This is a genomic window from Tardiphaga sp. (genome assembly GCF_041424195.1).
Lineage (GTDB): Bacteria > Pseudomonadota > Alphaproteobacteria > Rhizobiales > Xanthobacteraceae > Tardiphaga.
The window spans coordinates 1-12,816 of sequence record NZ_JBGMOE010000066.1 but is presented as its reverse complement, the minus strand read 5'-3'; the positions used below and the strand labels follow the sequence as shown (position 1 = coordinate 12,816).

13 protein-coding genes and 1 pseudogene are annotated in these 12,816 nt (G+C 62.3%); 8 read left to right on the top strand and 6 right to left on the bottom strand.

Features of this window, described 5'->3' with window-relative positions; genetic code table 11:
* Nucleotide 1: 1 nt before the first annotated feature.
* Both ACEK02_RS10430 and ACEK02_RS10425 read left to right on the top strand, forming a co-directional pair.
* Nucleotides 2-397 carry a nuclear transport factor 2 family protein gene (locus tag ACEK02_RS10430; RefSeq protein WP_371421638.1) on the top strand — a complete coding sequence of 132 codons (396 nt, stop codon included), beginning with the start codon at nucleotides 2-4 and terminating at the stop codon, nucleotides 395-397.
* Nucleotides 398-470: 73 nt separating this feature from the next.
* Entirely contained in the window at nucleotides 471-1,703 is a 1,233-nt protein-coding gene (locus tag ACEK02_RS10425) for an FAD-dependent oxidoreductase (RefSeq protein WP_371421637.1), read from the top strand.
* Nucleotides 1,704-1,709: 6 nt separating this feature from the next.
* On the opposite strand, the gene ACEK02_RS10420 is transcribed toward ACEK02_RS10425, so the two are convergent.
* The 5 genes from ACEK02_RS10420 to ACEK02_RS10400 all read right to left on the bottom strand — a co-directional run bounded on the left by ACEK02_RS10420 (nucleotide 1,710) and on the right by ACEK02_RS10400 (nucleotide 6,147).
* Entirely contained in the window at nucleotides 1,710-2,480 is a 771-nt protein-coding gene (locus ACEK02_RS10420; RefSeq protein ID WP_371421636.1) for an SDR family NAD(P)-dependent oxidoreductase, read from the bottom strand.
* An 18-nt stretch (nucleotides 2,481-2,498) separates the two neighbouring features.
* Nucleotides 2,499-3,269 (bottom strand): SDR family NAD(P)-dependent oxidoreductase, encoded by a 771-nt coding sequence (locus tag ACEK02_RS10415; protein WP_371421635.1) that lies wholly within the window; start codon nucleotides 3,267-3,269, stop codon nucleotides 2,499-2,501.
* A 95-nt stretch (nucleotides 3,270-3,364) separates the two neighbouring features.
* Nucleotides 3,365-3,556, bottom strand: a complete 192-nt coding sequence (locus ACEK02_RS10410; protein WP_371421634.1) for a hypothetical protein — start codon at nucleotides 3,554-3,556, stop codon at nucleotides 3,365-3,367.
* 78 nt (nucleotides 3,557-3,634) lie between these two features.
* Complete coding sequence (gene parE, locus ACEK02_RS10405) at nucleotides 3,635-5,683, bottom strand: DNA topoisomerase IV subunit B (RefSeq protein WP_371421633.1); 2,049 nt, start codon at nucleotides 5,681-5,683, stop codon at nucleotides 3,635-3,637.
* Nucleotides 5,684-5,787: 104 nt separating this feature from the next.
* A complete protein-coding gene (locus tag ACEK02_RS10400) occupies nucleotides 5,788-6,147 on the bottom strand; it encodes a hypothetical protein (protein WP_371421707.1) in 360 nt (119 codons plus the stop codon).
* Nucleotides 6,148-6,438: 291 nt separating this feature from the next.
* Here ACEK02_RS10400 and ACEK02_RS10395 point away from each other — a divergent pair, with 291 nt between their 5' ends.
* The 6 genes from ACEK02_RS10395 to argC (ACEK02_RS10370) all read left to right on the top strand — a co-directional run bounded on the left by ACEK02_RS10395 (nucleotide 6,439) and on the right by argC (ACEK02_RS10370) (nucleotide 12,244).
* Nucleotides 6,439-6,969: a DedA family protein gene (locus ACEK02_RS10395; RefSeq protein WP_371421632.1), complete on the top strand. Its 531-nt coding sequence runs from the start codon at nucleotides 6,439-6,441 to the stop codon at nucleotides 6,967-6,969.
* Nucleotides 6,970-7,132: 163 nt separating this feature from the next.
* On the top strand, nucleotides 7,133-8,122 hold the full coding sequence (locus ACEK02_RS10390; RefSeq protein ID WP_371421631.1) for an MBL fold metallo-hydrolase: 990 nt from the start codon (nucleotides 7,133-7,135) through the stop codon (nucleotides 8,120-8,122).
* 139 nt (nucleotides 8,123-8,261) lie between these two features.
* Nucleotides 8,262-9,251, top strand: a complete 990-nt coding sequence (locus ACEK02_RS10385) for an MBL fold metallo-hydrolase (RefSeq protein WP_371421630.1) — start codon at nucleotides 8,262-8,264, stop codon at nucleotides 9,249-9,251.
* Between the two features lie 217 nt (nucleotides 9,252-9,468).
* Entirely contained in the window at nucleotides 9,469-10,152 is a 684-nt protein-coding gene (locus ACEK02_RS10380; protein ID WP_371421629.1) for an FMN-binding negative transcriptional regulator, read from the top strand.
* Entirely contained in the window at nucleotides 10,152-11,126 is a 975-nt protein-coding gene (gene argC / locus ACEK02_RS10375; RefSeq protein ID WP_371421628.1) for an N-acetyl-gamma-glutamyl-phosphate reductase, read from the top strand. The genes ACEK02_RS10380 and argC (ACEK02_RS10375) overlap by 1 nt, the downstream gene beginning before the upstream one ends.
* A gap of 59 nt (nucleotides 11,127-11,185) precedes the next feature.
* Entirely contained in the window at nucleotides 11,186-12,244 is a 1,059-nt protein-coding gene (gene argC / locus ACEK02_RS10370) for an N-acetyl-gamma-glutamyl-phosphate reductase (RefSeq protein WP_371421627.1), read from the top strand.
* Between the two features lie 162 nt (nucleotides 12,245-12,406).
* On the opposite strand, the pseudogene ACEK02_RS10365 reads toward argC (ACEK02_RS10370), so the two are convergent.
* Nucleotides 12,407-12,816: pseudogene (locus ACEK02_RS10365) on the bottom strand (glutamine synthetase); the annotation flags it as partial.

Below are 12,816 nucleotides of genomic sequence, written 5' to 3'. Positions count from 1 at the left end.
CATGATCGACACCGCCCTGCGAGCCAAAGTCATCGCCGACATCAAAGAGCTCGAAGAACGCCGCCGGCAGGCGATGTTGAGATCGGATGTGCCAGAGCTCGAAGAGCTTTTTGCCGAAGAACTGGCCTACACGCATTCGAACGCCGAAGTTGACACGAGGGCGGAATATATCGCCAAGCTCGATAACCATTACTATCGCTATCACGAGCTGAATTTCTTGGATCAGGATATCCGCATCGCTGGTCAGGCTGCGCTTGTGACGGACCGTATGACGGGTGAGGTCATGATCGTCGGGCAGTTGAGACAGCTCAACAGCCGAACGACAGTCGTCTGGATCCGTCGTGACGATCGCTGGCAATTGCTGGCTTTCCAGAGCACGCCGATCCCCGCAAGCTAGAGGTACTGCGTTTTCCGTTGACGGAAACCCGCAGCCTCCCTCAAGTTGTAATTCTGTTCTTGAGGAAAAACGAATGACTGCAGGCGCGAACGAGAACTCGCTGACTGCGCGCTGCTGTATCGTTGGTGGCGGCCCTGCCGGGATGATGCTCGGCTATCTGCTTGGCCGTGCGGGCATCGATACGATTGTCCTCGAGAAGCATGCCGATTTCTTCCGCGATTTCCGCGGTGACACCGTGCATCCTTCGACGCTGCAGGTGATGGATGAGCTCGGCCTGATCGACGACTTCCTCAAGATCAAGCACGACCGTATCCAGAAAATGGATGGCTTCTTCGGAACGCATAAGCTGCGCATTGCGGATATCAGCCGCACCAGCGCGAAATATCCGTTCATCGCCTTCATGCCGCAGTGGGATTTCCTCAGTTTCCTGCGCGACAAGGGGCAGCGCTATCCGCATCTGAAGGTGATGATGAACACCGAGGCGATCGATCTCATCTGGTCGGGCGAGCAGGTGATTGGCGTCAAAGCCATGACCGAGCAGGGGCCGGTCCAGATCCGTGCCGATCTGACCGTGGCCTGCGATGGTCGGCATTCCATCGTGCGGCCGGCTGCGAAGCTGGAGGTTGAAGACATCGCAGCGCCGATGGACATCTTGTGGTTTCGCGTCGCCAAGGGTTCGGAGACGGAGAGCGTGTTCGCGCGCCTTGAGCCCGGCAAGATGATGGTGACCATCGATCGCGGCGACTACTGGCAGTGTGCTTATGTGATTGCGAAGGGACACTATGAGGAGATCAAGGCGCGTGGCCTTGAGGCTTTCCGTGCCGAGACGTCACGTCTGGCGCCGATGCTGAGCGCGCATATCGGAGACCTGAAGAGCTGGGACGACATCAAACTACTGACCGTCGCGATCAATCGGCTCAAGCGCTGGACCCGGCCGGGGCTGCTGTGCATCGGCGACGCCGCGCATGCGATGTCCCCTGTTGGCGGCGTCGGTGTGAATATCGCGGTGCAGGACGCCGTCGCGACCGCCAACCTTCTGGCGGCGAAGCTGGCGAAGGGACCGGTGACCGAGGACGACCTCGGCGCGGTGCGGCGTCGTCGCGAATTCCCGATGCGCGTAACACAGGGCATGCAGGTTGTGATGCAGAACAACATCATCAGCCGGGCATTGGCCAAGGGCCGCGAGCCGCTGACGCCGCCGCTGATCATGCGACTGGTCAGTGCGTTTCCACCGTTGCAGGGGCTGACCGCACGCTTCCTGGCCATCGGTGTGCGGCCGGAACACGTGCAATCGCCTGAGGCCTGAAACAGACTAGCCCTGCACCGAGAAGCCGCCGTCCACGGGGATTGCCGTGCCGGTGACAAAATCCGAGGCGCGTGACGACAGGAATACGGCAATGCCCGCAAAATCTCTGGATGCGCCCCAGCGGCCGGCGGGCGTTCGTGCCAGGACCTTGTCATGCAGGCCGTCGACTTCACGGCGTGCATTCTGTGTCAGTTCGGTATCGATCCAGCCCGGCAGGATGGCGTTGCACTGGATGTTGTGCGGCGCCCATGCGACGGCGCAGGAGCGGGTGAACTGCACGATCCCGCCTTTGCTGGCGGCATAGGCCGGCGCGAAAGATGCGCCGAAGATCGACAGCATCGATCCGATATTGATGACCTTGCCGCCGCCTGCGGCTTTCATCGCCGGATGCGCCGCCTGCGAACAGACGAAGGCGCTGGTGAGATTGGTCTTGATCACGCTGTCCCATTCGTCGAGTGCGATTTCGTGTGGCGGCTTGCGGATATTGATGCCGGCATTGTTGACGAGGATATCGATGCGGCCGAGTTCTTTCAGCACGCGTGCGATCATGCCGTCGACAGCGGTCTTGTCGGTCACATCGGCCTCAATGGCGACGGCCCTCGCGCCGCTCTCGGTCAACTCCGCGACGGCGTCCTTGGACTTGGTCTGATTGCGGCCGACTACGGCGATGGTCGCACCCGCCTGCGCCAGACCCCGCGCCATGCCGAGCCCGATGCCGCCATTGCCGCCGGTGACGATGGCCACTTTGCCGGAGAGATCGAACAGTCCTGTAGTCATGGTGTTGTCCTCATTGCATCAGCCTTGAATCGAAAAGCCGCCATCGACGGTGAGGGCAGCTCCGTTCACGAAATCCGAAGCCGCGCTGGCCAGGAACACGGCCGCGCCCGCAAGATCATCTGGGGTGCCCCAGCGTTGCGCCGGTACGCGCCCGAGAATGCGGTCATGTAGTTCGGGCCGGATTTCCTTGGCACGTTTGGTCAGATCAGTATCGATCCACCCCGGCAGAATCGCATTGGACTGGATGTTGTCCGTAGCCCATGCCGTCGCCAGCGCGCGGGTGAATTGCAGGATGCCACCTTTGCTGGCGGCGTAGTTTGCGGCCTGGCCGGCGCCGAGCGTGGCCAGCACCGAGGCGATATTGATGATCTTGCCGCCGCCTGCGGTTTTCATCGGCGCATAGACAGCCTGCGCGCAGATGAAGGGTGCCGTCATGTTGACGTTGATGACTTTCTGCCAGTCCGCCAGTGCCATCTCCTCGATCGGAGCGGAGATGCTGATACCGGCATTGTTGACGAGGATATCGATGCGGCCGAACGCGCTCAATGTCGCGGCGACCATCTGTGCGACAGACCTGGCGTCGGTGACGTCAGTCGTCAGCGCGAGCACGGGATGTCCGGATTTCTCAAGTTCGGCTTTGGCCTGAGCGGCATTATCGCTGTTGCGATCGGCGATCGCGAGGGTGGCACCGGCATTCGCCAGCCCGCGTGCCATGCCGAGGCCGATGCCGGTATTGCCACCAGTGACGATGGCGACTTTGCCGGTGAGGTCAAAGAGATTGCTGGTCAAGAGATGTCCGCCCCGCGACTCGTGATGTCCGACGCATTCTGTGGCGCGTCTGGAACGGATCATCGCAAGACTGGCGGGAAGATGGAAGAGGGGCGTTACCGCCGCATGAGGCCGAGTCCCATCAGGCCGACGCCAAGCGCGGCGAGAGCAGCGCCGTAATAGGTCCACTGCATCTGGCTGATCATGAAGCTGGATCTCGGCCAATGCACGAGGCCGGTGCCCTGGCCGATCCAGAGGGTGCCGATCAGGAAGGTGAGAATGCCAAGGGTGAGGAATGGTGCACGCATGTAGATAGCTACGCGCGTCGTCGCCGATAGTTTCGACGTCCGCGCAGGTATCGCGTAGAGGCGATGCCTGCGGGAGTTTTAAACGTCCAGCAATTCGTCGCTGGCGAATTCTGCCTTGTCCGAAATGAACGCAAACCGGGCTTCGGCCTTGGTGCCCATCAGGCGCTCGACGGAGTCAGCAGTGCCGTCGCGGTCTTCCGGCAGCAACTGCACGCGCAGCAAGGTGCGCTTTGCCGGGTCCATGGTGGTTTCCTTGAGCTGCGCCGGCATCATTTCGCCGAGGCCTTTGAATCGACCGACATCGACCTTGGCATTGGCGTTGAATTCGCTCTTCAGCAATGCGTCCTTGTGCGCGTCGTCGCGCGCATAGACGGTCTTGCTCCCATGGGTGAGGCGATAGAGCGGCGGCACTGCGAGATAGAGATGCCCTTCATCGATCATCTTTGGCATCTGCCGGTAGAAGAAGGTGATCAGCAGTGACGCGATGTGGGCGCCGTCGACGTCGGCATCGGTCATGATGATGATGCGCGAATAGCGCAGGTCTTCTTCGCGGTAATGCGCGCCGGTGCCGGCGCCGATCGCCTGCATGAGGTCGCTGATCTGCGCGTTGGCCGTCAGCTTTTCCTTGGTCGCCGAGGCGACGTTGAGGATCTTGCCGCGCAGCGGCAGGATGGCCTGGGTCTTGCGATCGCGCGCCTGCTTGGCTGAGCCACCTGCCGAGTCACCCTCGACGATGAACAGTTCGGAGCCTTCGGTCGCGGTATTGGTGCAGTCGGCGAGCTTGCCGGGCAGACGCAGCTTCTTCACCGCGGTCTTGCGCGAGGTTTCCTTCTCGGCACGGCGACGCAGGCGCTCGTCGGCGCGCTCGAGCACGAATTCGAGCAGCTTGTTGGCTTGGACGGGATTGCCGGACAGCCAGTGGTCGAACGGATCCTTGATGGCCTGCTCGACGATCTTCTGGGCTTCAGCGGTCGCGAGACGGTCCTTGGTCTGGCCTTGGAACTCCGGCTCGCGCACGAACACCGAGAGCATCACGGCGGCACCGACCATGACGTCTTCCGAAGTGATGGTGCCGGAGCGCTTGCCCTGGCCAACGCGTTCGGCGTGGTCCTTCAACCCGCGCAACATGGCGCTGCGCATGCCGGCTTCATGGGTGCCGCCGTCGGGCGTCGGCACCGTGTTGGTATAGGACGACATGAAGCCGTCGGCGTCGGCAGTCCAGGCAACCGCCCATTCGCACGCGCCATGGGCGCCGTTGCGGCCCGACTTGCCGGAGAAGATTTCCGGATGCACCAGCGTATCGGCGTGGATAGCCGCGGCGAGATAGTCCTTGAGGCCGCCGGGGAAGTGGAATTCGTCCTCCGCCGGAGTGTCCTCGAGGCCCTTGAGCAATTCCGGATCGCACTTCCAGCGGATCTTCACGCCACCAAACAGATAGGCCTTGGAGCGCGCCATCTTGAACAGGCGCTGCGGCTTGAAGGCTGCCTTGGCGCCGAAGATGTCGGTGTCCGGCTTGAAGCGTACGCGGGTCCCGCGGCGGTTATGAACTTTGCCGAGATCCTCGAGCTTGCCCTGCGGAATGCCGCGGGCGAACGTCATCTTGTAGAGCTGCTGGTTACGCGCGACCTCGACCTCGAGCAGCGAGGAGAGGGCGTTGACCACAGAGACGCCGACGCCGTGCAGACCGCCCGAGGTCTCATAGACCTTGGAGTCGAATTTGCCGCCGGCATGCAGCGTGCACATGATGACTTCGAGGGCGGATTTCTTCGGGTGCTTCGGATGCGGATCGACCGGAATGCCGCGGCCGTTATCGGACACCGAGAGGAAACCGTCGGCGGTGAGTTCCACCTCGATGAAGGTCGCATGGCCAGCCAGCGCCTCGTCCATCGAGTTGTCGATCACTTCGGCGAACAGGTGATGCAGCGCCTTTTCGTCGGTACCGCCGATATACATGCCCGGGCGACGTCGTACCGGCTCGAGGCCTTCGAGAACCTCGATGTCGGCCGCCGTATAGCCGTCCTCGGCGGTGGCGGAGCGGGCGGGCGCCTTTGGTGCGGCAGCGGATTTTGGTGCGTTGGCGCCGCCGAAAAGATCGGCTTTCGCGTTTGATTTCTGTGCCTTGGCCATATGTCTTAAAGTCTTGTCTTGGGTTGCGCCGCGCGAAGCGCGGCGAATCGTTGCTGTGACTATGCCACGTTCGGGTTGGCAATGTGGCTGCGACCTCGGGGGGATCAGGCGGTGCCGGAGCGCTCGGTGCGTAGCACAATCACGACGAACAGGGCCATGGCCGCAAGCACGATCAGTGAGCCGATGATCGGAATGGCCGCATAGGCGTGGTTGGCGAGCAAGGTGATGCCGATGCCGACCGGGAACATGATGCCGCCGATGATGTGCATGACGCCTTGGATCCTGGCCAGCTGGGAGTGTCCGGCTGCGGGTACCAGGCGGTAATACAACCCGAACAGGAACAGCAGCACGCCGCCGACGAGGTTGAGATGCGCATGTGCGGGGCTCAGAAGGAAGTCCTGGCGAATGCCCATCACAACGCCGGCGACCATGCCGATCAACAATACAACTGCACTCACGCACATCATCAGCGATCCGATCATCTGAGTCCTTCGAGTTCCAGATTTTGACAGCGGGCGGGAAGCCCCAACGGCGGTACAGAGGTGCCATCGGGTAAGCCGGTCTGTGACCTTGGACACAGAAACCGGGAAAAGGTTCAAATCTACCGGCGGGCACCCGCACCGCGGCTGTCGGCTCTCAGATGTTGTGACTTGATGTGATCGGCGTGGCCGGATTACCTGTCGCGGGCGTTTGAAGATTAAAACGGTTCGCGGCCAATCAGGTCGGTGCCAGAACCGTAAAGGAACACTCTCCATATGGAAGGCTGGATGCACGGGCTGATCGAATTCGTGCGCCAGAACCAGGTCTGGGCGGCACCGATCGTTCTGCTGCTGGCCTTCGGGGAATCGCTCGCCTTCGTCTCCTTGCTGCTGCCGGCCTGGGGGGCGCTGGTGGCTATCGGCGCGCTCGTTGGCGCGAGCGGCATCAGCTTCTGGCCGGTGCTGATTGCCGGGGCCATCGGTGCGGCGCTTGGCGACTGGCTCTCTTACTGGTTCGGCTTCAGATACAAGGATCAGGTCGCCCAGATCTGGCCGCTGTCCAAATTCCCCGAGCTGCTTCCGCGCGGCGAAGCCTTCGTGAAGAGGTGGGGCGTACCCAGCATCTATATCGGCCGTTTCTTCGGCCCGTTGCGGGCCTCTGTGCCACTGGCGGCCGGCATTTTCGAAATGCCTTATTGGCGTTTCCAGGTCGCCAACTTCACCTCGGCCTTTATCTGGTCGGGCGCGCTTCTTCTGTTCGGCGACGGCCTGTCGATGACTGTCGAATGGCTCTGGAAATTGAAATAGTCTGGCGGGAATAACCGCCGTGCGCGGGTGTTGAATGGGCTGACATGTCGCGGCGGCGCCACGTATGCCGTGGCAACTCGCAGAAGTCATCTAGCGCTGCTCGATACGTCCGCCCGACCCGCCCGTCTTGCGCATGTCACTGCTTCAACCGGAGAACTGCACCATGGACCTGTCACGTCGTCACGCCCTTGCCGGAGCTGCCGCGCTTGCCGCATCTCCATTGCTCGCTACAGGCTCCGCCAAAGCCGCAGCTCCGCTGGCCGACAAGCAGGCGCCGAGCTTCTATCGCTACAAGGTCGGCGATGCGCAGGTGAATGTCATCTCCGACGGCGCCAGTACCTTTCCGCTGGCTGACACCTTCGTGCTCAACGCCAAGAAGGATGAAGTCAACGCGGCGCTCGACAAGGCCTTCCTGCCAAAGGACAAGATGACCATCCACTTTGCGCCGCTGGTCATCAACACCGGGGGCAAGCTGGTCGTTATCGACACCGGCAATGGTCCCGGCGCGTTCGCGGCTACGAAGGGCAATGTCGGTCAGTTCGCAAACAACATGGCTGCCGCCGGTATCGATGCCAAGGCGGTCGACATGGTGGTGATCTCGCATTTCCACGGTGACCACGTGAACGGGCTTCTTGGCGCCGATGGCACGCCGGCTTTTCCGAATGCCGAGATTTTGGTGCCCGCCGCCGAGTGGAAGTACTGGAACGACGATGGCGAGATGGCCAAGGCCGCCAATGACCGCATGAAGGGTCTGTTCGCCAGCAACCGGAAACTCTTCAATGATGGGCTGAAGAAGAAGGTCACGCCCTATGAGTGGGGCAAGGACGTCGCGCCGGGCCTTCTCGCCGTGGAGTCGGTTGGTCATACGCCGGGCCACACGTCGTTCGTGCTGGCGTCCGGCAGCGACAAGCTGTTCATCCAGTCCGACGTCACCAACCATCCGTCCCTGTTCGTCGCCAATCCCGGCTGGCATCTGATGTTCGATCAGGATCCGGCACAGGCGGAAACAACCCGCCGTAAGGTCTATGACATGCTGGTGGCCGAGAAGATGCGCGTTCAGGGCTTCCACTATCCGTTCCCGGCGAATGGCTATGTCGAAAAGGATGGTAGTGGTTATCGGCTGGTGCCGGCGCCGTGGAGCCCGGTGATCTAAGCGAAGCCTGACCATTCTGGCCTGCGCTGCTGCGCAGGCCGCCGCTCCCGCGAAAACCGTCGCCTCCGGCATCGCGCCGTGCCAGTCTGCACGGGAGTCGCGCCAACAGCGACCACGCAAAGCGATGGGAGAAGACCTCATGGATCTGTCACGACGGCATGCACTGGCCGGCGCCGCCGCGCTCGCAGTGACGCCACTGCTTTCTTCGGCTCCGGCAAGGGCGGCAGCGCCGCTCGCCGACAAACAGGCGCCCAGCTTCTATCGCTACAAGGTCGGCGACATTCAGGTGAACGCGATATCCGATGGCGCGGCAACCTTTCCGCTGGCTGACACCTATATCCCCAACGCCAAGCGAGACGACATCAACGCCGCACTGGCCAAGGCGTTTCTGCCGAAAGACCAGATCACGAACTTCTATGCGCCGCTGGTGATCAACACCGGCGGCAAGCTGGTGGTGATCGACACCGGCAACGGGCCCGGCGCCTTTGCGGCGACGAAGGGCAGTGTCGGCCAGTTCGCCACCAATATGATGGCGGCGGGGTTCGATCCCAAGATGATCGACATGGTCGTGATCTCGCATTTCCACGGCGACCACGTGAACGGCCTGCTGACGGCGGATGGCGTGCTGGCGTTTCCCAATGCCGAAGTGCTGGTGCCGGCAGTGGAGTGGAAGTTCTGGATGGACGACGGCGAGATGAGCCGTGCCACCGGCGATCGCATGACCGGCCTGTTCAAGAACAACCGGCGGGTGTTCGAGGCCGGGTTGAAGAAGAAGGTCACGCCCTATGAGTGGGGCAAGGACGTCGCGCCGGGGCTGCTGGCCATCGCCTCGATCGGGCACACGCCGGGCCACACGTCCTATGTGTTGTCGTCCGGCTCGGACAAGGTCTTCATCCAGTCGGACGTCACCAATCATCCGGCGCTGTTCGCCACTCATCCGGACTGGCAGATCATGTTCGATCAGGACCCGGTGCAGGCGGCGACCACCCGGCACAAGGTCTATGACATGCTGGTCGCCGACAGGATGCGGGTGCAGGGCTTCCACTATCCGTTCCCGGCCAACGGCTTCGTCGAAAAGGACGGCAACGGCTACCGCGTGGTGCCGGCGCCGTGGAGCCCGGTGCTCTGACGATCTTGACGGATCGCGGGCGCGGCCCTATGACCGCGCCCATGATCAAGACAGCGACCAGCATCATCGCCCGCCGCCGCCGCATTCTCGCGGCAGGTGGAGATATGCGCGCATAAGCGTTTCGATCTCTCACTGCCGCCGGATCTGGCCCGCGGCAGTCTTTCTCCCAACAGCAGCGCGACCCATCCGGCGGCCTTCACTCAGGAAGGAGCCCGTCATGTATACGCCGCCCAAATTTCAGACCGACCGGACCGACGCACTGGCGTTTGCGACCGCGCGCGGCTTCGGCACGGTCTGCGCCTTCGATGGCAGGAAGCCGATCGCCTCCGCGGTGCCTTTCTGCCTCGACTACGGCAATGACGGCACGCCGCGTCTGGCCTTTCACCTTGCGCGACAAAATCCGCTGCTCAAGCTCGCAGACGGCGCGACGCCATGGGCCATGGCCATCCTGGGCGCTGATGCCTATGTGTCGGCCGACTGGTACGTATCGCCCGATCAGGTGCCGACGTGGCTCTATCAGGCGGTCCACCTCGCCGGACCGGTGCGCATCCTGTCGGGTGGTGAACTGGGCCCGCATCTTGACGCGCTGAGCGCAAGGTTCGAAACACGGCTGGCGCCGAAGAGGCCCTGGACCTCCGATAAGATGGCGGCGGGGCGGCTTGAGGCGATGAAGAAGGCGATCGTCGGTGTGGTGATGACAGTGGACGAGGTGGAAGGTAGCTCCAAGCTCAACCAGCACAAGTCAGATGCCGATCATCTGGCTGTCATGAGCGCACTGGCGCTGCGGCCGGAGCCTGCCGCGTTCGAGATTTCAAATGCGATGCGCAAATTGCGTCCGCATCTGTTCGCGGATGATGTGTCACAATTGAATGTTATGGCGAGTCTCGAAGGAACGATGTGATGAGGACCATGCAGGCAAAGGCTGGCGCGGCTGACGGCCTCGCGGCAACGCCCACCGTATTCGTCGATGGAGCTGCAGGAACGACCGGGCTCGGCATTCGCGAGCGTCTCGCGCGTCAGAGCGTCGTGGCCGTCAAACACATCGACGCGGAGAAGCGCAAGGATCCCGCCGCAAAACTGGCGCTGATGGAGGAAGTGGATCTCGTCATCCTGTGTCTGCCGGATGATGCGGCGAAGGAGACTGTCGCGCTGATCGAGAGCATGGGAGTCAGAGGCCCTAAGGTGCTCGATGCCTCGACCGCGTATCGGGTTGCGCCCGACTGGACCTACGGCTTTGCCGAGCTGGCGCCGGATCAGGCGGACAAGATCCGCGCCGCCCGGAAAGTCTCGAATCCGGGCTGTTATCCGACAGGCGCGATCGCGCTGCTGCGGCCGGTGATCGATGCCGGACTGGTGCCCGCCGATTACCCCGTCTCCATCAATGCGGTGAGCGGCTATTCCGGCGGCGGCAAATCGATGATTGAAAGTTTTGAGGACGGCACCGCGCCGGCCTTCGAACTCTATGGCCTCGGCTTCGAGCACAAGCACGTGCCGGAGACGCAACTCTATTCGCACCTCACGCGGCGGCCGATCTTCGTGCCGTCGGTCGGCAATTTCCGACAGGGCATGCTGGTCTCGATCCCACTGCATCTCGATGCTCTGCCCGGCAAGCCTGATGCCGCCGACTTCCACGCCGCGCTGGCCAAATGGTACGCCGCGAGCAGCATCGTGTCGGTGATGCCGATGGACGACGCGGCGATCACGCGCGGACGGATCGAGCCTGAGGCGCTCAACGAGACCAACATGCTCGAACTCTACGTGTTCTCCAGCGACAGGCACCGCCAGGTGGTTCTCGTCGCCAGGCTCGACAATCTCGGCAAGGGTGCGTCCGGTGCGGCGGTACAGAACATGCGGCTGATGCTCGGTCTGGATTGAAATAGGCATGGGCGTCGACCTCGCTCCGCTTTTGCGACGACCCTCGAAGGAATGATGTGATGAGTACGAAGAAGAAGATCGGCATTCTCGGCGCGTCCGGTTACACCGGTGCCGAACTGGTGCGGCTGCTGCTGCGCCACCCCAAGGTCGAACTCGCGCTGCTGACAGCCGACCGGCGCGCCGGGCAGGCGATGGGCGACGTATTCCCGCAATTCGCGCCCTATGAACTGCCGACGCTTGTGAGCATCGACTCCGTGGATTGGACAACCATCGGTCTGGATCTGGTGTTCTGCGCGCTGCCGCATGCGACCACGCAGAAGGTGCTGCAGGATCTGCTGGCCAAGGCGCCGCAGACCAAGGTGATCGATCTGTCTGCCGACTTCCGGCTCGAGGACGCCGCCGCCTATGCCAAATGGTACGGCCATGAGCATCACGCGCTGGAGCTGCAGAAGGAAGCCGTCTACGGCCTCGTCGAGATCTATCGGCGCGACATTAAGAAGGCGCGGCTGATCGCCAATCCCGGCTGCTACACATCATGCGCGATCCTTCCATTGGTGCCGCTGCTGAAAGCGCGCGCCATCGAAACCGGTGAGATCGTCATCGATGCCAAATCCGGCATGACCGGAGCGGGGCGTTCGGCCAAGGAAGAGATGCTGTTCTCGGAAGTGTCGGAAGGCTTCAACGCCTATGGCGTCGGTCATCACCGGCACATGGCAGAGCTCGACCAGGAATTTTCCAAGGCCGCCGGCAAGGACGTGGTGGTGAGCTTCACGCCGCATCTGCTGCCGCAGAACCGCGGTATCCTGTCGACGATCTATGTGCGGGGCCGACGCGGCAAGACGGCGCAGGACATGCACGACGTCCTGGTGAAGCAGTATGAGAAGGAGCCGTTCGTGCACATCCTGCCATTCGGCAAGACGCCGCATTCGCGGCATGTGCGCGGCTCCAACATGACCTTCATAGGCGTCGCCGCGGATCGTATCCCGGGCCGCGCCATCATCGTCTCGACTCTCGACAACCTTACCAAGGGCGCATCAGGGCAGGCGGTGCAGAACATGAATCTGGTGCTGGGCTTTGCCGAGACGCTGGGCATCGATCAGCCGGCGATGTTCCCGTAACTCCGTCCTCGTAGCCCGGGTGAAGCGCAGCGTAACCCGGGGGCCGGTGTCCCAGCCATATTGATATCGCCGGATTGCGCTCCGCTCAATCCGGGCCGCACGCAAAAAAAAACGGCCCGAACTCGCGTTCGGGCCGTTCGTATTTAACTGACGCTCAGAAGCTTACGCGGCTGCCGACTTGGCGGTCGGGACTTCCGAGATGGTCTTCAGGATCTGCGAAGCGATGGCGTAGGGGTCGCCCTGCGAGTTCGGACGACGATCTTCCAGATATCCCTTGTAGTCGTTCTTCACGAACGAATGCGGGACGCGGATCGATGCGCCGCGGTCCGCGATGCCGTAGCTGAACTTGTTCCACGGCGCGGTTTCGTGCTTGCCGGTCAGACGCTTGTCGTTGTCCGGGCCGTAAACGTTGATGTGGTCCATCAGGTTCTTGTCGAACTGGGCCATCAGGGCTTCGAAATAGGCCTTGCCGCCGACCGTGCGCATATATTCGGTCGAGAAGTTGGCGTGCATGCCCGAGCCGTTCCAGTCGGTGTCGCCGAGCGGCTTGCAGTGGAATTCGATGTCGATGC